Annotated in this window: 18 protein-coding genes; 12 read left to right on the top strand and 6 right to left on the bottom strand. The window is 44.5% G+C overall.

The genetic code is table 11. The annotated features are described in order from the left end of the window. Positions 1 to 93: 93 nt before the first annotated feature. The 7 genes from GB993_RS06795 to GB993_RS06765 all read left to right on the top strand — a co-directional run bounded on the left by GB993_RS06795 (position 94) and on the right by GB993_RS06765 (position 7,561). Complete coding sequence (locus tag GB993_RS06795) at positions 94 to 309, top strand: hypothetical protein (protein ID WP_161003631.1); 216 nt, start codon at positions 94 to 96, stop codon at positions 307 to 309. Between the two features lie 298 nt (positions 310 to 607). Then, positions 608 to 1,708: an NAD(P)-dependent alcohol dehydrogenase gene (locus tag GB993_RS06790; RefSeq protein ID WP_161003630.1), complete on the top strand. Its 1,101-nt coding sequence runs from the start codon at positions 608 to 610 to the stop codon at positions 1,706 to 1,708. A gap of 55 nt (positions 1,709 to 1,763) precedes the next feature. Then, entirely contained in the window at positions 1,764 to 2,612 is an 849-nt protein-coding gene (locus GB993_RS06785; RefSeq protein ID WP_238331619.1) for an SDR family oxidoreductase, read from the top strand. A 658-nt stretch (positions 2,613 to 3,270) separates the two neighbouring features. After that, the gene (locus GB993_RS06780; RefSeq protein ID WP_161003629.1) at positions 3,271 to 4,392 is read left to right on the top strand and encodes an NAD(P)-dependent alcohol dehydrogenase; all 1,122 of its coding nucleotides are present in this window, start codon (positions 3,271 to 3,273) and stop codon (positions 4,390 to 4,392) included. An 88-nt stretch (positions 4,393 to 4,480) separates the two neighbouring features. Continuing rightward, entirely contained in the window at positions 4,481 to 5,953 is a 1,473-nt protein-coding gene (gene aldA / locus GB993_RS06775; protein ID WP_162854077.1) for an aldehyde dehydrogenase, read from the top strand. A 261-nt stretch (positions 5,954 to 6,214) separates the two neighbouring features. Beyond that, positions 6,215 to 6,442, top strand: coding sequence for a cytochrome b5 domain-containing protein (locus tag GB993_RS06770; protein ID WP_161003628.1), 228 nt, complete (start codon positions 6,215 to 6,217; stop codon positions 6,440 to 6,442). A 336-nt stretch (positions 6,443 to 6,778) separates the two neighbouring features. After that, positions 6,779 to 7,561: a matrixin family metalloprotease gene (locus GB993_RS06765; protein WP_161003627.1), complete on the top strand. Its 783-nt coding sequence runs from the start codon at positions 6,779 to 6,781 to the stop codon at positions 7,559 to 7,561. A gap of 78 nt (positions 7,562 to 7,639) precedes the next feature. On the opposite strand, the gene zwf is transcribed toward GB993_RS06765, so the two are convergent. Beyond that, positions 7,640 to 9,121, bottom strand: coding sequence for a glucose-6-phosphate dehydrogenase (gene zwf / locus GB993_RS06760; protein WP_161003626.1), 1,482 nt, complete (start codon positions 9,119 to 9,121; stop codon positions 7,640 to 7,642). 615 nt (positions 9,122 to 9,736) lie between these two features. After that, positions 9,737 to 11,242 carry a glycerol kinase GlpK gene (glpK, locus tag GB993_RS06755; RefSeq protein ID WP_161003625.1) on the bottom strand — a complete coding sequence of 502 codons (1,506 nt, stop codon included), beginning with the start codon at positions 11,240 to 11,242 and terminating at the stop codon, positions 9,737 to 9,739. A 195-nt stretch (positions 11,243 to 11,437) separates the two neighbouring features. On the opposite strand from glpK, the gene GB993_RS06750 reads away from it, so the two are divergent. Then, positions 11,438 to 11,977, top strand: a complete 540-nt coding sequence (locus GB993_RS06750; protein ID WP_161003624.1) for an RrF2 family transcriptional regulator — start codon at positions 11,438 to 11,440, stop codon at positions 11,975 to 11,977. Positions 11,978 to 11,999: 22 nt separating this feature from the next. Then, the gene (locus GB993_RS06745) at positions 12,000 to 15,257 is read left to right on the top strand and encodes an MMPL/RND family transporter (RefSeq protein WP_161003623.1); all 3,258 of its coding nucleotides are present in this window, start codon (positions 12,000 to 12,002) and stop codon (positions 15,255 to 15,257) included. A 61-nt stretch (positions 15,258 to 15,318) separates the two neighbouring features. Here GB993_RS06745 and GB993_RS06740 read toward each other — a convergent pair whose 3' ends face one another. Beyond that, positions 15,319 to 15,894, bottom strand: coding sequence for an SdpI family protein (locus tag GB993_RS06740; protein WP_161003622.1), 576 nt, complete (start codon positions 15,892 to 15,894; stop codon positions 15,319 to 15,321). A 281-nt stretch (positions 15,895 to 16,175) separates the two neighbouring features. On the opposite strand from GB993_RS06740, the gene GB993_RS06735 reads away from it, so the two are divergent. After that, complete coding sequence (locus GB993_RS06735) at positions 16,176 to 17,525, top strand: FAD-dependent oxidoreductase (protein ID WP_161003621.1); 1,350 nt, start codon at positions 16,176 to 16,178, stop codon at positions 17,523 to 17,525. Between the two features lie 61 nt (positions 17,526 to 17,586). Here GB993_RS06735 and GB993_RS06730 read toward each other — a convergent pair whose 3' ends face one another. From GB993_RS06730 to GB993_RS06720, 3 genes are all read right to left on the bottom strand, one after another. Further along, entirely contained in the window at positions 17,587 to 17,760 is a 174-nt protein-coding gene (locus GB993_RS06730; protein ID WP_161003620.1) for a hypothetical protein, read from the bottom strand. Between the two features lie 10 nt (positions 17,761 to 17,770). After that, positions 17,771 to 17,935 carry a hypothetical protein gene (locus tag GB993_RS06725; RefSeq protein ID WP_161003619.1) on the bottom strand — a complete coding sequence of 55 codons (165 nt, stop codon included), beginning with the start codon at positions 17,933 to 17,935 and terminating at the stop codon, positions 17,771 to 17,773. 108 nt (positions 17,936 to 18,043) lie between these two features. Continuing rightward, positions 18,044 to 18,373, bottom strand: coding sequence for a bacteriocin immunity protein (locus tag GB993_RS06720; protein ID WP_161003618.1), 330 nt, complete (start codon positions 18,371 to 18,373; stop codon positions 18,044 to 18,046). A gap of 349 nt (positions 18,374 to 18,722) precedes the next feature. Here GB993_RS06720 and GB993_RS06715 point away from each other — a divergent pair, with 349 nt between their 5' ends. Together GB993_RS06715 and GB993_RS06710 are read left to right on the top strand one after the other, a co-directional pair. Continuing rightward, positions 18,723 to 20,618 (top strand): endonuclease MutS2, encoded by a 1,896-nt coding sequence (locus GB993_RS06715; RefSeq protein ID WP_161003617.1) that lies wholly within the window; start codon positions 18,723 to 18,725, stop codon positions 20,616 to 20,618. A gap of 101 nt (positions 20,619 to 20,719) precedes the next feature. Next, entirely contained in the window at positions 20,720 to 21,190 is a 471-nt protein-coding gene (locus GB993_RS06710; protein ID WP_161003616.1) for a DUF8821 family protein, read from the top strand. The last annotated feature ends 24 nt before the right edge of the window (positions 21,191 to 21,214 follow it).

Raw genomic sequence — 21,214 nt, 5'->3', positions numbered from 1 at the left:
TTGCAAGGCAGTTTTAATCTTCAATTTGTATCTTTAGAATAACGGAAATGATTTTGTTAAGACATTTTTGTGCTTAGGAGGCAAATAGCAGTCGTGGAGAAATTAAAGGCTTCATTAACAAACAAGAAACAGTATCATGATGACCAACTTGGCGATTATAAAATGACCGCTTTGGAATTGGGCAGTGGTTTTTTTCAGTTTGATATTGATAGTTTGATTTATCAGGGAAGAATTGTTGAATCGCGTCGAAGCGATGGCACGTTTCTAACCACGCTTGGTGATCAAGAACGTGTTATTGAAATCGAGTAGTCAAGATTGTTGGTAATTGAATAAATGATTATTGATGGCATCAGTTACTTTTGTTACTGGTGTTTTTTTTGCGCGATGGAAACAACGAATTGTTGATAAAATGGCCATTCTGCGAACCTGTTGAGTGTTAGTAAAGTGTATTTTCAAGCTAAAGTGTTTGCACGAGCAAATAAATGGCCGAAATGAAAACGGATTCTAGCGAAGATTGCCTCAAAATTGTTACGATACTCATGTGAGATAACTTACAAAGCATTTGATGGTTGATTTGTGTACACAGCAAAGATAAGGAGTACAAATTATGCAAATTACAGCAGCTGTTGCGCCAGCTAAGGGTGAACCCTTAGTTGTTGAACCCGTTGAATTAGATGACACGTTACATGGTGATCAATTATTAGTTAAAATCGTTGCGGTCGGCGTTTGTGGCGCAGATATTATGCGTGCCAAAACCGGTATGGGACGCAGTGAATTTCCGATTGTTTTGGGACATGAAGGTGCCGGCATTGTCGAGCAGGTCGGTGAAGATGTCCGCGAGTTTCAAGTTGGTGATCATGTGGCGATTTCATATGCTAGTTGTGGTCACTGTCGCCAATGTCTGGCCGGTCGTCCGTATGCGTGTGAACGCTCAGATGAATTGAATTTTGGCGGCGTTGATTACTACGGTGGTAGCCGTTTTACCTTAAACGGCCAGCCAGTGACGTCGTTCTTCCAGCAATCATCGTTTGGTACCTATGCGAAGGTTCAGGAACGAAACGCTGTCAAAGTAACCAAGGATGTTGATGTTAGTTTGCTTGGACCATTGGGATGTGGCTTACAAACGGGGGCTGGTACCGTTATGCACATTCTTAAACCCGAAGTTGGTAGTTCAATGGCGGTGTTCGGTACTGGAACGGTCGGCGATGCAGCCATTATGGCGGCCAAGGCGATGCACGTAGCCAAAATCATCGCTGTTGATATCTTTGATACACGTTTGGCAGAAGCCAAGGCACTTGGGGCAACGGATATTATCAACAGCAAGGCAGTTGATGATGTGCCAGCGATGATTCAAGAAATGACTGACGGTGGTGTAGATTATGCTGTTGTTTCGGCGCCTGCTAATGGATTACCAGAGCAAGCCATCCGCAGCACGGGGATTCTCGGTCATACTGCAATCATTGGCGGCGCAGCGCATGCGGACTTGAGCATGATGAATGACATTCTGGTGCCAGCTCGCCAAGTCACGGGTGTGTTACAAGGATTTTCATTGCCTAAGCTGTTTATTCCCCAACTGATTCAGTTGTATCAACAAGGTGATTTTCCGTTTGATAAACTGGTTAAGTTTTACGATCTAAAAGATGTCAATCAGGCCTTTGAAGACTCATTAAACGGAACCACAGTGAAGGCCATTTTACGGATGCCTTAATTCACGGAAATGGCATCAATAATGCGAAAATCGAAAATTTAATCGGGAGGTAAGCATGATGATTTTAGTAACCTCAGCAGCTGGCCACACTGGTCGCGTGATTGTGAGCAAACTAGTGGCCGCTGGATTCGACGTGAAAGCAACGGACATTAATCCAGCCGTGAAAGATTTGCCAGGTATTCGTGAAGGGGTCGTTGCCGATTTAACCCGTGCAGATGAAATTGATAAGTTGATTGCGGATGTCGACAGTGTCGTCGAAATTCCACCCTTGTTTGTTGCAGAAGAAGCAGACATTGGCAAGTATTTGACGGACCAGTTGGCTGCTGCCCACAAACAATTTATCTTTATTTCGGTTACGCATCCAATTCTGTCTACGTTGCGTCAGCATTTGATGAAACGTGATGTTGAAGAACACATGATTTATACCGGGATGGTTAAGGATTATCAATATACTATTTTGCAACCAATGCACTATATGCATAATTTCAATCCAAACGTGGTTCATGAAACGGGTGCCTACAATATCTTTTATGATATCAATACAAAACTTTCCTATGTGGCACCGGAAGACGTTGGTGATGTAGTCGTAGAGGTTGCCCAAAATCCTGAGAAGCATAATAAGGCCACGTATGAATTGGTAGGTACGGATTATGCTTCACCGGTAGATCTAGTGGCATTGTATAACCGGTTAACAGGCGAGCATGCCGTTGCCAAGCGTGTCGATATGACAGAGTTTCTTAATCAGGCAGGCATCCAAAATGTTTATTCACGAGACGCCTTTCGCCACCTAGCAGATACGTATAGTAAGTGGGGACTCGATGGCAACTCGAATGTTCTACGCTTGTTGCTTGGACGCAAACCAACAAGCTATGAAGACTATATGAAGCAGCAGATTAAATTTTAAATATGCAAACAGAAAGCGCGACATAATACAGTTTTGCTTTCTCAGGCAACGAAAAAATGGATGTTTATGGGCGATTTTCCCGTGAACATCCGTTTTATGTTAGATGAGCAAAAGTCAGTGTTATGTCTCGCGTTTGCGGCAATTTTTCATCCGCGTGACCTTCTGCGGTTGAAAAAAAGGCTTGTTGCCGTTTCGATAAAATTTAAGTTGAAGAGTTATGCTCCGATCCTTTTTGATTGGTAAGAAAAGTGTTTGTACGGTCAGCTTACAATTGCAAAATTCAATTTTTTATTTGGTTGCTCAATAGTTAAAAACTTGTCACAGTTATGCGCAGTAAGACGGACGTAAATCGGATTTAAACTTGAATCTTAATTAGACTTTGAGGATTAATTTGTTTTGCTCAACGATTCTCAAAGACAGTGAAAATAAATGATTTTATTTCAACAAATTATGCATACGGGGGTTGAAACCGATTACATTTCGAAATACCATGAAGGCGTGGAGCGTTCCAAAGTAGCTATAATTACATATCGATGATGTGCGTGAATGATAAAATAAGCACATAAAAATGTTATTACAGTTGCTCTTAATTGAAGTTGTTCTTGGCGAGCTCATTTGCTCAATAATTCACCAAATAATCATTTGGAGGAAAAACATCATGAAAATTAAAGCAGCAGTTGTTGAAAAAAAGGGTGGTCCGTTTGTTATCAAGGATGATGTTGAATTATCCGAAATGCAGGCCGATGACCTACAAATTCACATGGTTGCCAGTGGCATTTGTCATTCAGATGAAGCCTTAAGAAAAGGTGATGCTGAAATTGGCTACCCAATTGTTTTGGGGCACGAGGGCTCAGGAATAGTTGAAAAGGTAGGCCCAGAGGTTAAAAACTTCAAGGTCGGTGATCACGTTGTCTTGTCATTTTACGGCTGTGGCAACTGTGAAAATTGTTTGAAGGGGATGCCGACTCGTTGTCTCAATTACGCAGCTAATAATTTGTCCGGTGTTCGTCCGGATGGCAGTGATCACTTTACTGAGGATGGTCATCGTGTCAGTGACATGTTTGATCAGTCATCATTTACGACAACCACTGTTGTTCGCGAACGTAACGCGGTTAAGGTTCCTACGAACTTGGATTTGCGCCGTCTTGGACCTTTAGGTTGTGGCTATGTAACTGGTAGTGGGACTGTTTTGAATACATTGAAACCCAAGCCTGGCGAAACTATCGCTGTCTTCGGGACTGGTGCCGTTGGTTTAGCTGCGATGATGGCTGGTAAGATTTCTGGCTGTACCACTGTCATTGCCGTTGATGTTGTCGATTCACGTTTGCAATTAGCCAAGGAACTTGGCGCAACTGACGCAATCAACAGCAAGAACGAAGATGCCGTTGCTAAAATCAAGGAGCTGACGGATGGCAAAGGTGTCGACTATGCAGTTGATACCACTGGTATAACGAAAGTTATGGAAGATTCCATTCAGGCACTCGCCCAGGGCGGAACCACTGCGACTATTGCTGTTACAGCTAACCACATTGACCTAGATACATGGAACGATCTTTGCACAAACGATCGCTCAATCATCGGGGTCAACATGGGCGATTCCATTCCACAAGTCGACATTCCCCGTTTGATCAAGTTCTACCAGATGGGCATGTTTGATTTTGATAAGACAGAAAAGTTCTATCCGTTTGAGCAAATTAACGAGGCTAACGCCGATTCCGGTAGTGGTAAGACTATTAAGCCTGTTTTGGTGATTGATGATCAGTATAAGCCAGAAGAGTGATGCCGAAACTTGGTAAGGGTTGAACAAAATTCAAAAGACGTTTTTAGGTTTCCTTGCCACAAGCGACAAGGCAGAAAGGAAGCACATTATGTCTGAAGCAATTGCGTTAAAGCATTATCAAATGTATATCAATGGTCAGTTTGTTGATTCGAAATCCGGTAACACACTAACTGTCATTAACCCCTCCGATGAACAACCAATCTCAACTGTTCCAAGCGCAACGGTTGAAGAAACGCGTGCAGCAATCGATGATGCGTTTGAAGCACAAAAGTCATGGAAAGAGGTTCCGGCCGCAACCCGTGGTGCATATCTACACAAGATTGCTGAAGAAATTCGGAATCAAGAAGACGATTTAGTTTCCATTTTGATGGAAGAACAGGGGAAGATTAAGTCCTTAGCTCAAACGGAAATCATGTTCTCAGCTGACTATTTTGATTACATGGCTGCCGCAGCACGGATGTATGAAGGTGAAGTTCTTCAATCTGACAACCCTAACGAAAACATCATGATTGCCAAACAACCAATTGGTGTTGCTGCTGGGATTTTACCGTGGAACTTCCCATTCTTCCTGATTGCGCGGAAGATGGGACCAGCTTTGGTAACTGGGAACACCATTGTGATCAAGCCAAGTTCCGATACACCAAACAACGCTCTGGCGTTTGCTAAGATTTGTGACAAGGTTGGCCTACCAAAGGGTGTTGTGAACTTTGTTACTGGTCCTGGTGCAGTCGTTGGCAGCGAATTATCCAAGAACAAGAAGATTGGCATTATCAGTTTGACTGGTTCCGTTGACTCTGGCCGTCGAGTCATGAGCGATGCTGCTGACCACTTAGCCAAGGTCTCACTTGAATTAGGTGGGAAGGCGCCTGCCATTGTTTGCAAGGATGCGGACATTGACTTGGCTGTCCAAGCCATCATTGATTCACGTGTCGACAACAACGGGCAAGTTTGTAACAACGCTGAACGGGTTTACGTACAAGAAGATGTTGCAGACGAATTCGTTAAAAAGCTGACTGACAAGATGAGCAAGATTACGGTCGGTGATCCGAATAAAGATGAGACCATTGGCATGGGGCCGCTGATCAACAAGGCTGCGTTGGACAACGTTGATGGAATGGTTCAACGTGCTGTTAAGGCTGGCGGCAAAGTCACTACTGGTGGTCGCCCAGCTGACATTGATAAAGGGTTCTACTACTTGCCAACGGTTATCACCAACGTTAAGCAGGATTCTGAGATTATCCAGCACGAGATCTTTGGACCAGTGCTTCCAATCGTCACCTTTAAGACGTTGGATGAAGCCATTGATATGTCAAATGACAACGACTTGGGCTTAACTTCATCCATCTTTACTGAAAACTTGGATAATGCTGCTAAGGCTGCCAACGAATTGCAAGACGGTGAAACGTACATCAACCGTTACAACTTCGAGGCTATTCAAGGCTTCCACGCCGGCTGGAAGGAGTCCGGTGTTGGCGGCGCTGATGGTAAACACGGATTGGATGAATTCTTGAACACCCACGTTGTTTATTTGCAGAGGCACCCGGAAAAGGGAAGAGCGTAAACAACCCCGGTTAAAAGCCGAGCAATGACATAAAATAAGCGTTGTAAAGGTGAACTTTCCTTTACGACGCTTATTTTGGGTTATGCACAGACTTTTGGGTTGTGAACGCGTTTGCGACAATGTAACAGGAAAAATTTGGTTTAGTACACTTTGAATTACTGTATTGCAATATTTGCGGCTAAAACCTGCCCCTAATCAAAATTTACCGCGTTTGTTAATTGAGGTGCTATACTCAATGCAAACATAAGGAGGCGCTTACAAATGCAAAATTTCACTGTGGATGAACTAAAGCAATTTGATGGCAAAGATGGTCATAAAGCCTACGTAGCAGTAGATGGCACTGTTTATGACCTGACAAATGTTGATGCTTGGCAGGGCGGCCAACACCATGGTCTGACAGCCGGCAGAGACCTCACGGAAATGATTAAAAAATCTCCGCATGGTAAAAAAAAATTAACTGATAAACCAGTCGTTGGGCAATTGATTTAATAAAAAACATCAAGTACTACAATGAGGTTGTGACATAAGTTTATTGGGGACGAATAATATGAGCAATATTGCGCCCCAAAGTCCTGAGAACTCTGCTTAACCCAAAACTGACCCATTCCCAAAGTTCGGGAATAGGTCAGTTTTACGTTAATGCTCGTTCTCAAACCAGACTTGTGTCACAGCTCCGTTTCAAATCAGGCGTCTTCATTGTTTAAACATCTGTTAATCAATAGCAATAACGTTGAAAGGCTGTGTAGTTAGCCTTTATAATTTGTGGGTAGCTCAAGGAATTTGTCTCGTTTGGAAAGTGAGTTTGGCTCACGCGAGGTTATGATTATGCGTAAGAATTATTTGGGCAGACTTGTAGGACTCGTTGTCGTGATTGTTGGCGGCGCACTGTTTTTACAAAATCACCCACTACTGGAAAAGCAACTTTCTGCCCAGGTTAGTCCGGTCAACATTCAACGGTCATTTCAAAAGGTTCACGAGCAAGTAAATACTTTTTTTACGGCCGTTACATTAAACGCCAATACTGGCGCCCAGAATTCAACGGCCTCACAGGCGACATCGTCTAGCAGCATGCCGTCACCACATGTTGCAGCGTCTAAAGACAATTCAACTGCCACTGATGCGACGCCTGTTGAATCGATTGTCAGCAATGTTCATTTGCAACCCACGTATTACTACGAGTACGCAGCTTCTGATTCGCCGGCAGTGCGTTTGGCGTTTGATACTGCCGTGCAAACGTATAATGCAACCGGGATTGTTACCCTTAAGCCCGGCCACGCGGGAAGTGGACAAAATCAGTTGACGTTTAGCACCTATCATGAAGTTTCAAAAGCAGCCAGCGATGGTGCGGTCGAGGTAGGTCATGGCGGCCCAGAAATTTACCAAACGAATTTTAGTGGTGTTAACGCAACGAATCATGGGAGTGCCAAACTGAATACAGCTTATTTGAGTTCATACAACGATGCTGTGGCCATTCATGAGGTGGGCCACGCATTGGGACTTGATCATAGTAGTGATCCGAATTCGGTCATGTACCCAGTGACGCAGGGTCGTGTGCAATTAACGAGTGGCGATATTGCTGGTTTGAAGGCGATTTATTCGCAGAACTAATTTTTCAATTAAATAGGTCCGAAACTGACAAAAAGCCACATCGCAGAAAAATTGCGATGTGGCTTTTAATGTTTTAAATTAACGGTTTAAGCGATATACCCAAGCCCGGTGGTCACGTTGCAACAGTTCATCTGATGCAGCTGGTCCCATAGAACCGGAGATGTAGTTAGGGAGGTCTGGTGTTTCTGAATCCCATAACTTCTGGATAACATCAACGAACTTCCATGCGTATGAAACTTCATCCCATGAGGCGAAGTTAGTTTGGTCACCCTTCAAGGTGTCATGCAGCAAACGTTCGTATGGTTCTGGGGTTTCTTCCTTTTGAGCAACATCTTGCTGGAAGTCCAAGTGGATTGGTTCCGTTTCGAAGCCTTGACCAGCAGTCTTGGCGTTCAATTGGAGAGAGAAGCCTGAGTTTGGTTCAACATAGATTGTTAAAACGTTTGGTGCTAATGAGTTATCACGGTTTTGTGGGAAGGCGAAGATGTCGATCAAAGGCTTCTTGAAGACAACGTCGATCCGTGTAAACTTGTCAGCTAAACGCTTACCAGTCCGGACGTAGAAAGGTACACCTGACCAACGATAGTTGTCGAATAATAATTTACCGGCAACAAACGTGTCGTTGTGTGAATCCTTTGGTACGTTTGGTTCATCACGGTAAGCAGGTTCAGTATCGTTAGCACCGTATTGGCCGCGGATAAAGTTCTTGGCAGCTTCGGCTGGGCTGTAAACCCGGAGTGAACGCAATGCCTTGATCTTTTCAACACGAACATCGGCGTCAGTAAATGAAACAGGTTGTTCCATTGCCAACTGAGAAACGATTTGCATGATATGGTTTTGAACCATGTCACGTAATGCACCAGCAGTATCGTAGTAACCGGCACGGTCTTCAACACCAAGTTTTTCACTTAAGGTAACTTGAACGTTGTCGATGTAACGGTTGTTCCACAAGGATTCAACGAAGGTGTTACCGAAACGCAAAGCCTGAATGTTTTGAACCATTTCCTTACCAAGGTAGTGGTCGATTCGGTAGATTTGCTTTTCGTCAAACGCACCTGATAATTGCTTGTTTAATGTTTCGGCAGTGGAGAAGTCGGTACCAAATGGTTTTTCAATAACCAAACGGTTGGAACCGTCATCAGAAAGTAAACCTTCAGACTTCAAGTTGAGGGCAACTTCACCGAAGAAACGTGGTGCCATGGACAGATAGAAGATCCGGTTACCGTTGATGCTGTATTGTTTGTCCAGCTTTTCAACTAGGTCCTTCATCACAGCGTAGTGCGCCTTATCCGTAACATCGTGTGCAATGTAGTAAAAATGTGACACGAAGATTTCTGCCGCGTGCATATCTGCATCCGGTTGGTCATCCTTAATGGATTGTGTTACGACTTCACGGAATTTGTCGTCGGTCCAGCTATCACGAGCAGTTCCGAGAACGGCAAAATGTTCGCCTAAGTTTCCGCGAACGTAAAGTTTGAAGAGGGATGGGTACAGTTTACGTTTGGCAAGGTCACCAGTACCACCAAAGAAAGTAAACAATGAGCTGTATTCTGTTGCCACGGTTTTCACTCCTTAAATGCCTGTAAATGTAGGGTTGTATTGACAGAAAACGTAACCGCTTTCTGTCGTTGACTGGTTCATTATATAACAATATCTAGCGCGATGCACCACCGTGAGCAACCGGTTTCATTAGGTTCAGGCCGTGAATTAGTTATGAAAACTTATCATATCAACGATTAGCATTGGTCTGGTCCACCAAAATGAATTTCAAAAAAATTTACATTAATGAAAAATATTGATGAAAAAAGTTTTCTACAAGGTTTGCTGATTGATTCGATATTATCTTTGGATGAGCGGCTAACGCCTACGGTTGGCAACATTGACACGCTCGCCGTGGGACCGGTTCAAGCCGGAAGTTCACCGTCTTTCACCTCGTCGTAAAGCCGAAGTTCACGTCTTCACGACCGTCCGTAACCTAAATTCGAGCAAACCACTCGAATTAACGTTACTTTCACGTCTCGGTGTCAATGTTGCCGCCCTTCGGCTCATATAGCAGCGCAATCGACTAGCTATCAGTCAACAGTCCTGTGTTCTTCTGCAAAATGCCACTAAAAAACTGCTGAATCCATTATTAAGATGGACCAACAGTTTAGAAGATTAAAATTCATTGTTTGATTATAGTTTGAATAATTCTGTTGCTTTGACCGCTGTTTGCCAGCCTTGATATAAACGTTGACGGTGGTCCTCAGGCATATTGGGAGAGAATGTCTTGCCCTGTTGGTAAATAGCTTGGAGAGCGTCGATATTATCCCAAAAGCCAACGGCGAGGCCCGCTAGAAATGCCGCACCGAGTGCTGTTGTTTCCTCATCAGCAGAACGATCAATTTCCATATTAAGAATGTCTGCCTGAAATTGCATAAGATAGGTGTTTCGTGACGAGGCACCGTCAGCTTTCAAACGAGGAATGGCAAGCTGCGTATCTTTTCGCATGGTTTCGATAACATCACGTGTTTGGTAGGCAATCGATTGCAAAGTGGCCTTAACAAAATCGTTTTGAGTTGTCCCACGAGTAATGCCGTAAACAGCGCCACGAGCGGCATCGTCCCAATATGGGGCACCTAGTCCGGAGAAAGCCGGGACCACATAGACTTCATCGTGATCAGTTGAGGCTAACGCAGCCCGTTTGGCGGCTGGTTCGTCCGGAATCATTTTCATTTCATCTTGTAGCCAGCCAATCGCGGAACCGGCCACGAAGATAGAGCCTTCAAGGGCGTATTGCACACCGCCATTTAGACCGTAGGCGATGGTTGTGAGTAGCCCGTTGTTTGAAATCAGCGGTTCATCACCCGTATTCATCACGATGAAGGCACCAGCACCATATGTGTTTTTGATGACCCCCTTATCGAAGCCCATTTGGCCAAACAAAGCGGCTTGTTGGTCACCAGCGAGGGCAGCAATGGGGACTTCGGCACCGAAAAATTGATAGTTTTGGGTGTGACCGTAGACTTCAGAAGATGACTTAACCTCGGGCAACATGGCGCGGGGAATATTCATCAGCTTGAGAATTTCATCATCCCAGTCCAACGTGTGAATGTTAAACAGCATCGTTCGACTGGCATTGGAGTAATCAGTGACATGCAGCGCACTGCCCGACAATTTCCATGCCAGCCACGAATCAACCGTGCCAAAACAGAGCTCACCTTTTTCAGCGCGTTCTTGCGCACCCTCGACGTGATCAAGAAGCCAACGAATTTTGGCGGCTGAGAAGTAAGAATTAATAAAGAGTCCTGTTTTTTGGTGGATCATCTCACCGTAACCATCTTTGATGAGTTGCCGGGTAACATCGTCCGTTTGCTTAGACTGCCAACCAACGGCCGGTGCAATTGGCTCACCAGTTATCCGGTCCCAGATAATGGTCGTTTCACGTTGTGTGACAATGCCAACCCCGTCAATTTGGTCGGGATGGATACCAGCGTTAATCAAGACAGACGAAATTACTGATTGAACGGAATTCCACAGTAATTTTGGATCATGTTCCACCCATCCGGGATGGCGATTGATTTGTGGTAATGGTTGGGAAGCCGCGGTAACCCGTCGGCCATTTTTGTTGATGATAATTGCCCGCGATGCAGAGGTGCCTTGATCCACGGCCAAAATGTAATGTTCTGTGACGAATGCCATAGTTTGCCTCGTTTTTATTTTTGCCTTTGTAACCGGTTACTAATGCTGTCAGTATAGCGAATCAATGGGTAATGAACAAACTCCAAATTAAAATTTAATCTTGTATTTATTTTTAAACGGGATATTATATATCCTGTTAATAAAAAGGATACCGAATGTCGTGTTTATAAACGCACATTTCTGGAGGATATCGCAATGAAAGTTAAACCAAGTTTGGAACAAGCCATCTGTGTGTTGATGCTCTTGGCGATTCAAAAACGTGAAATACCATTACACAGTACTTTGATTTCACAACGGCTGGGACTCTCAGATTCATATACCAAAAAAGTTATTCAACATCTGTCACGAGCCGGCTTAGTTCGATCTGTTTCTGGGAAAGATGGCGGCTTCGTGATTAATCGCGAGCCTGATCAAATTACGATGCTGGACGTTTTTAACACCATTGAGGGAACTGATCCGTTCGGGGTTTCATCCGGACTTGCCGACCACGTTTTCGGCATGTCCAAGGATCCGTCATTTGATGCTTGTTATCACATGGGACGCTTGGATGAAGGCCATAATCCTGGGGATGTCAAGGAAGAGGCGTTGGCCATCTTTGCGGAGGCCGAGAAAAGTTATCGTGACAAGTTAGCTGCATCCACGCTCAATGAGTTGTGCCCGCATCGTGACGGCAAACTGATCACGATCGATTGGACACCATGGTTGCAAGCGAAGAGTGATGCCGCAGCCCGGTAAGGTTTAGGAGGTTAGAGAGAACATGAAATGGATGACTAAAAATCACGTTTGGGGATTATTAGGGTGGTTGATCGTTTTAGTGGCTGCCATCATGATGACACCTGATACGGGGAAGTTGGTGGCCGACAAGGGCCAAATTAAGATTCCTAGTACATATCAAAGTGTCCGCGCTACGCAGATGCAAAAAAAGTGGGGTAGCGACCAGAAAAATACGACGGCAGTTGTCGCGGTGTTCAGTAATGGTGATGACAAACTGACACCCGCACAGAATGCTGCGATTGACCGAACTATTGATAAGCTAAAGTCTGATAAGTCAAAGTATCAGATTAAGGGCATTACAACTGCTCAAGACAGTGCTACCGCTAAACAACAGCTGGTATCCAAAGACAAGACAACCCAGCTGGTTCAGTTAAACGTTAAGTTGAGTAAAACGCACACGCGAAGTTTAATCCGTGATCAATTGACGAAAGCGGTCAAAACGAGCGGCGTGAAAACCTATGTCACTGGTTCAGATATTTTGAACCAAGACTTTTCAGATGCCACTCAGGCTGGGGTGCGAAAGACCGAGGTAATTGCGGCGATTTTCATTTTCGTGGTGTTGCTGTTAGTCTTCCGTTCACCGATCACACCGATTATTTCTTTATTAACCGTCGCAGTATCAGGATTGGTATCCATTAGTGTGGTTACCAACTTGGTCGAGCACTTCAACTTTCCGTTTTCAAACTTTACGCAAGTGTTCATTATCATTGTGCTGTTTGGGATTGGGACGGACTATAACATTCTTCTATACAATCAATTTAGGCAGGAAATGGCGCACGGCAAGAATCCGCATGATGCAACTGCCAGTGCAATCAAGATCGGTGGTCGGACCATCCTGTACTCCGGCTTGTCCGTATTAATCGGGATGTCCGTGTTGGCGTTTGCCAAGTTCTCCCTGTACCGTTCGGCGGTCGGCATTGCCGTTGGGGTCGTCGTGTTGCTAGCAGTTTTGCTTACACTGAATCCGTTCTTTATGACCGTTCTCGGACCAAACATGTTCTGGCCGGTTCGTAAGTCAGCCGGTGAAGGTGACAGCAAGCTGTGGCACGCGCTCGGCAGTACGGCCATGATTCGTCCGATTTTGACGCTAGTTGTGATGGCGATCGTGATGGTTCCGTTAGCCTTAATGGGCCACGGTACGTTGGATTATGACAATACCGTTGAAATTGCTGACAATGTCCCTGCCAAACGTGGTTTTCAAGTGGTTCAAAAACACTTTTCAAAGGGGACTGCTGAACCGACAACGATTTACATTCAGAGTGATCATCGGTTGAACAACGAGCAGTCGCTCCAAATTATCGATCGTTTGACCAAACAATTGCAGAATTCAGCCGGCGTTAAAACGGTTTTGTCCGCGTCACAGCCTGGTGGATCAGCCATTAAGGCACTGTACGTTCGCAACCAGATGGCAACGGTCACCAGTGGTTTAACTAAGTCACAACAAGGGCTGGATAAAATTAATAGTGGTCTGGGATCAGCAAAACAGCAGTTGGACGGTGCTAATATCAGTGGTGGCGTTGATTCTGCTAATCAGTTAGCGTCTGGCTCGCAACAGGTTGCTGCTGGGACATCAACGTTGAGTTCCGGGATTAACCAAGTGACTCAAGGTGTGAATGAATTAAACGCACAGCTTCAAAATAGTACTAGTGGTAGTCAACAGGCACAATTGCAACAGTTAACTACGGCATTACCACAATTGAATCAGGCCATCAGCAGTTTAAACGATCAGGTTAACGCCGCATCAACTGGTTCGACCAGTGGTGTAACGAATTCCCTGACTAGTATCGGTAGTTCAGCCAGTGATATTGGCAGTCAACTAGGTGCCATTCAAAATGCGATGAAGGGCATTAGCACGCCAAATGTTAACGCTGGTCAGTTAGTTGCAGCAATGCAGGGTCAAGGTGCTAACTTAAACGCTCAGCAGCAACAAGTTGTCACGGCGACGATTGATGCAGCACTGAAACAGCAGAGTCAGGCCAGTGCTGGTTTGCAACAAACGTTGGCAGGTTCATTAAGCAAAATTGGTGCTGATGCACAAAACATTGGTAGCAGTGATCAATCCGTTGCTAGTCAATTACAGAGCCTGCAAGGGTCAACGCAACAATTGCAGCAAGCCGTTAGTCAGTTGAACACAGCCTCGAATCAAGTATTGCCGGCGTCTGCGACAGCAATCACGCAGTTGAGCGGTGGTCTCTCACAATTGAGTAGTAGCACTAATCAGTTAGCCAGCGCGATGGGTACTATCAATGGCAATACTGGTCAACTAGTCAGTGGCGCTAACCAAGTTGCGAGCGGAAACCAAGAAATGGCTTCGAAACTGTCACAACTTGGCGGTCAAACAGCTAGTTTGTCCAATGGCTTAGGGACCGCGACAGACGGGCTCAGCAAGATTTCCGCAGGTTCTGGTCAGGCGAATAAGTACTTGAGTGGTTTGCAACATGCCAGCGCAGCAGAAACCTACTATATTCCAGATGCGCAGTTAAAGAGCAAAACGTTTGCCCCGGTCCTTAAAACGTACTTCTCGCCGGATCGCAAGATCACAAAGATGACGGTCATTCTTAAGGACGATCCAAGCTCACAGACTGCGATGAAACGTTTGCCCCGGTTGGAAGGCATTGTTCGTGGCGCTCTTAAAGGAACATCGATGAATAATGCCAAGGTTGCGTTTGGTGGTAGTACCTCGCAAACCAATGATATCAATGAAATGGCGGCTGGAGACTTCAGTCGTACCGCCATCATTATGTTAGCTGGAATCTTCATTGCGTTGATGTTTGTTACCCATTCATTGGTTCAACCAATCGCGATTGAGGGAACCTTGTTGATTGCTTACAGTGGCGCAACGAACATTGTACACTGGCTGGTGAAGGCGCTTCTTGGTCAAAGCATGTTGACCTGGAACACACCATTCTTTGCCTTCATTATGTTGGTTTCACTGGGTGTCGATTACAGTATCTTCCTCATGGCGAAGTACCGTGAGTTCCTGCATCAGCCGATTTCGACCGATGCTAAGATGCTCAAAGCGACGACAATTATTGGAACCGTGGTCATTTCAGCGGGGATTATCCTGAGTGGAACATTCGCAGCACTGATTCCGTCTGGTGTGATGACGTTGATTCAGGTGGCGCTGGTTGTGATTGTCGGGATTTTGTTACTAGTTATTTTGATTCCGATTATCATGCCAGCAGTGATGAAGATTACGTATCCAACACCGGAGTCACGGTTGAATGATGATCAAAAATAAAATATGTAATGTGGATTGAAAAAAGGAGACAGCTCTCAGCTTGAGAGTTGCCTCCTTTTCGTTATCGTTGTGGTGTTTTTGGTTGCGAGGGTAGGTAAGCGTAACCGACTGTCAGCACAACAGAGATAACGACGAACGTTAACATGATGGGGGCGGTATTGGCCGGCCAAAGGTTACCGAAAATAATAATTGCGTATCCAGCCATCGCCAGCAGCCAACCACCAAAATAATTTACTTTATGCCACACTTCTGGAGATCTATAAGTGGGTGGAATACGAATACCGATTAAATGATTTTGCGATACAAATAAACAGGAGAGACCAATCAAGAAAAAGAGAACGCCTATTCCGGTTGCCAAACTTGGCAGTAAAAATTGTGGCCTAGTAGCAAATACAGCCAGTAGTAGAACAAACCCTAACATGTAAGTTGTTGGAACCTCAACACCCGTTGCAAAATTGGATTGTCGGTTATCCATCCATATAGCACCAATACTCGTGGCACCAGCGCCAATCACTAAGATGACGATTAACGGTAATAGTGTTTGCCGAGTTGCTTGAATTAAGAGGTAAATGCCTAAAAGACCATAAACAATAGATAAAGTGATAAAACTTGAACGTCTTTGTAGCAGCTTTCGCATGTAATCACGACCTTCTTAGTTGGCAAGTGAGGCGTTATTTTTGTCATAAGTATAATACAAAGTGATGATTAGATGGCTCAATATGCTGCGTAAAAAGACAACATTTGTGACAGGCCATGAATTAATTTCACAAACTTGTTTTAAACGTAATTGTCTAAGCCAACGACACTTGTGAAGAACCGTTGCGGCAGCGTGTAAGCGTTGACATTTTATGGTAGTGTGTTTAAATTAAATTGTACACAATATAAAAACAATAACTAGAAATTTTGGAGGCCTTCACCATGAAAGTAATCATCGTTGGTGCTACACATGCAGGTACGTTTGCCGCTCAACAGATTTTGACTGAACACCCGGATTATGACGTCACAGTTTACGAACGAAACGACAATTTGTCTTTCTTATCCTGTGGGATTGCTTTGTGGGTCGGAGGTCATGTGTCAGACCCAGACAAGATGTTCTATTCAAGTCCAGAAGCCTTGGCTAAACTTGGTGCAGACATGAAGATGAAACATGATGTGACGGACATTGACACAGATAATCAAACCGTTACGGTTAAGGATTTGGAATCAGGCGAAGTTAGTGAGGTCGCTTATGACAAACTGGTTGTCACTACGGGTTCATGGCCCGTTATCCCACCAATCGACGGGATTGATAACAAGAATGTTTACCTATGTAAGAATTGGACGAACGCCAATGAATTGAAAAACTTGGCTGGCAAAATCAAGAGTGCTGTTGTAATTGGTGCTGGCTACATTGGTGCAGAACTGGCAGAACAATATGCATTGACGGGCAAGCAAGTGACCTTAATCGATGGTTTGCCACGGGTGTTGGCGAAGAACTTTGACAAGGACATCACGGACCGTGTGGAAAAAGAATACACGGATCACGGGGTCAAACTAGCATTGGGCGAAATGGTAACTGGGTTCAGTGGGGATGATCAAGTGACGGTTACCACCGACAAGGGTAGTTACACCGCCGACATTGCCATTTTATGTACTGGTTTCCGTCCAAATACCGGCTTGATGAAGGGCAAGGTCGACATGTTACCAAACGGTGCCATTGTGACCGACGAATACATGCAGACGAGCTTACCAAACGTCTTTGCTGCTGGTGATTCAGCTGCCGTTCACTATAATCCAACGCACAAGAATGATTACATTCCATTGGCTACTAATGCGGTTCGTCAAGGCATTTTAGTTGGTCACAACATCGAGAAGCCAACGGTTAAATATCTTGGCACGCAGTCATCATCCGCCGTTGAGCTATTTGGTAAGACGATTGCCGCATCAGGTTTAACGACAGAAGGTGCTAAGGCACGCAACGTCAACGTTGATTCTGTTACGATTGAACAGGATTATCGCCCAGACTTCATGTTGAGTACCACACCGGTGCAATGCAGCTTAACGTGGGATCCCGAAACACACCGCGTCCTTGGTGGTGCCTTCTACAGCGATCACGATGTTTCACAATCAGCTAACGTCATTTCCATGGCAATCCAAACGGACATGACCATCGAAACCTTATCCATGGTTGACATGCTGTTCCAGCCAAACTTTGACCAGCCATTAAACTGGATCAATGCGGTGGCAATGGCCGCGGTTGCCAAGGCTGGCGAAAAGGTAACAAACTAATCTTATGAAATAAAAAAGCTGGTTCATTGTCAGGGCTTAAGATTAAGGCCATGATAGTGAATCAGTTTTTGTGATTTTTCTTATAGAGTGTGTAATAGCCTAGAACTTCCAACAAGACTGCAAAGTATGCGGCCTGAACAATGGCATTATCGAAACCAATGACAAAAGTACCAAATAACGCGATAAAAACAGTGATGAGGACTATCAAACGTAGTATGAAATCTTTTATCTTCATTTTCTGTGCCTCATTCATCGTTAAAGATGGTGTAATAGCCAAACATTTCGGCCAGAATGGTGACGTAAGATAACTGGACGATTAGGCTATTATCCCCAATGAACAACGTGCCGAAGATTGTGGTCAGTGCTGTCACCAAAATGAGTAGTTTTAAAACAAGTGCCTTCTTTGTCATAATTAGACCTCGTTTCATTGAGAGTAGTTAAATTGCACAAAATGAGTATATTTGAACATTGTTTTACTACGATCAACAAAATAAGGGTACTAATTTGTTTCGAACTGTTTAGTTACTTGGCCAAGTATTAGCTGTGTTAAAACTATTTAAACCTTGCCAAGCTGATTTAGGTTGTGCGGCATCACTGATCTTTTTAAGGGCTGAGCCTTCATTGGCAGTTAGCTTAAGATGATCAGCTAGGCACATCGTGTTGATGTTCTGGTAGACAGAGCGTGCTTCGTTTTGTGGTGTTTGTTGTTGATGAGACAACTTTTCAATGGATTGGTCAATGATTTCTAATAAGTGTTGACGATTATTCTCTTGTTCGTTTGCAGTGGCGACAGACTTTCTGAATTCGCTGAAAAGGTTGAGGATGGCTTCTTGTTCGTTGACTGACATAATGATTCCTCCTATAAAGATTATGTATTATTAATGATTCAATAACAATGTACCACTATGAGTCTCGTTCATACCAGTTGTAGTTATTTGTGACATATGTTATCTTGTTCGTATCAAACAAGAAGAGGTTGGAATGTATGAGTGTGATTAATCTTTAGTAACTAGTTTTTGAACGAACCCGAAATAAGGGTTAGTTTGTGCTGGACTAAAGGTTAGGACACTCGCACGCCAAACAAAATGGAGTTAATCCATGATGGAGACCGTGTGAGTTGCTGAAACGCAATAAGCACGGTCTTTTTGTGCACTTTTTTTCGGCACAAATGCGGAATTGTAGGAGAAACGAACCATCATGAATGAAGAAACTTATCAAAAAACAGACTTTAATGTTATTCGTCAGCAGGTTGCTAAACTTGCGACGAGTGAAGCAGCGCAGACACGTTTGCAACACATGACCATCCTAACGAACCTAGCCGAAGTTCAAGCATTACAAACAGAAACGGTTGAGGCTAGGCAGTTACTTGATGCTAATGTGCATTTGCCATTTCTGAGCCTGGATACGGTCCAAAATTTATTAACTAAGTTGCACCGTGGTTACTTGCTTACGGCCGAACAACTCGTGCAAGTTGCCGACTTTGTTCGTGGTAATGCTGATGTAGTCACGGTACTCAAACGTAACGCGACGATTGCACCGACATTAGCCAGTTACGCGGACGCCTTAACGTCAGTGACCGAATTGGCGGACGATATTTATAACGTTATTCATAACAATCAAGTCATTGATGACGCAACGGGAAATCTGCGAAAGTTACGGCGACACCAACGCGATGTTCAGGCACAGGTCCAGGCGGTTGTCCAAAAGGCGAGTCAGCGATACGCGCGGATGCTTCAAGAACGTTTGCCAGTCACCAAAGCCGATCAGCTTGTGCTAGCCGTCCAAGCGACGTTTAAAAATCAGGTTCCGGGTACGGTTGTCGGTAGTTCTGCGACGGGCTCGACGATTTACATTGAACCGCAAACTGCCATCAGATTGAATAGTGAACTGGCCGAAGTAACGAGTGGCGTTGAAGCTGAGGTTTATCAGATTTTGGCCGGCTTAAACGGGCGCGTCAGTGAATATGAAACCACAATTTTACGTAATCTAGACGTCATCACGGCGTTAGATGAAATCATGGCCCGCGGCAAATACAGTGCCTCAATCAATGGTGTACGCCCACATCTGAATGAGCGTGATCAAGTGAAAATTGACAAAGGCCGTCATCCACTATTGGGCAAACATGCGGTACCACTATCTGTCCGGTTGGGGTATGATCATCGTGGTTTGATTATTACCGGGCCAAACGCCGGTGGAAAAACGATTGTCCTAAAGACAATTGGCCTCTTTATCATCATGGCCCAATGTGGACTACAGGTGCTAGCCGCCGATACAACTGAATTGCCAATCTTGCAGCAGATGTTTGCTGATATCGGAGATGATCAGAGCATTGAGAATGCGTTGAGCACCTTCTCGAGTCATTTGACTAATTTAACGGCCATCACGAATGCCATTAAACCACACAGTTTAGTTCTGCTCGACGAGATTGGTAGCGGGACTGAACCAAATGAAGGGGCAGCACTGGCTATTGCAGTGATTGAATATCTGTATCAGCATGGCGCACTCGTCGTGGTCACAACGCATTATGGTGAAATCAAACGGTATGCTCAGCAGCATCCTGCCTTTACCACTGCGGCGATGGCGTTTGATGAGGCGACTTTGATGCCGAAATATCAGTTATTGATGAATGAGGTTGGCGATAGTAATGCCTTTTGGCTGGCCCGTCGTTTGAAATTGAACCCAAATATTATCGAGCAAGCAGATCATTATCTAACTGACCATGATTATCGGACAGATATTTACCAGATGAAAGCCGTTCAACACGTTGAAAAACGTGAGCAAATTACTTACACACAAGGGGATCGTGTTCGTCTTAACACAGATGGTCGTCAAGGACTCGTCTATGCTCAAGATAAGCAAGCCGAAGCGGTGACTGTTTACGTCAACAATCAGTTTGAAACGATTCCGGAACGGCGGTTAACTCGACTAGGTAAAGCGGCTGATTTGTATCCGGCAGGGTATGACATGACACGGTTATTTAAAAAGTATGACGATTACAAATTCCAACGAGATCTCGATCGTGGTTCCATGAAGGCGCAGAAGAAGCTGGACAAACAGATGCGGCAGTTGCAAGATGATCGGCGCCAGTCATAATTCTAAACTGACGTGGTCGTAAAACTGTCAATCAGTCCGAAACGGCGATAAGCTATGAGCATGATCCAGTTTAAAAAACATCAGTTAATGAGGTTATGCAAATGGCATACAAAGTTGATTTTAAAGAAGTTTCGCCAGTTGGATTGGAAAGTTCACCGGTCGCGGATGCACTGGCAGGTTTGCGGGCAAACGAAGCCCGTTATTTCTGGAACAAATATAAGTTTGAATACGTGACCTATCCAGCCAGTGAAAAGCAGGAAGAAGTAGCCTGGTTTGAAAAGCTAATTAAGGCCGAACGCGATTTAACGTTTAGTGAGAAAATACTGGAAGTCGCCGTTTATGAAGACGATGATCTGTACTGGCCAGAATTTTACTTTGAAAACGGTATGGTATTGAATGTGCTATACGAAAAAACGGGTGAAAGGCCCAAACGTGCTGTTGGTATCAAGCTAGCAGTAGGGGCACCAGTGCCACCTGAGTTGGAAGGCAAATTTAAGTTTGCTCATCAGCGTTCTAAGTTAGCGGGCGAAATTCGTGGCAGCTTCTTTAAGGTAAAACAAACGTGGTTGTAGAAAGTTACACATCAATAACGGATT

Origin of the sequence: Furfurilactobacillus milii (assembly GCF_009864005.1) — a bacterium.
Taxonomy (GTDB): Bacteria; Bacillota; Bacilli; order Lactobacillales; family Lactobacillaceae; genus Furfurilactobacillus; species Furfurilactobacillus rossiae_B.
This window is presented reverse-complemented; position numbering and strand designations above follow the sequence as displayed.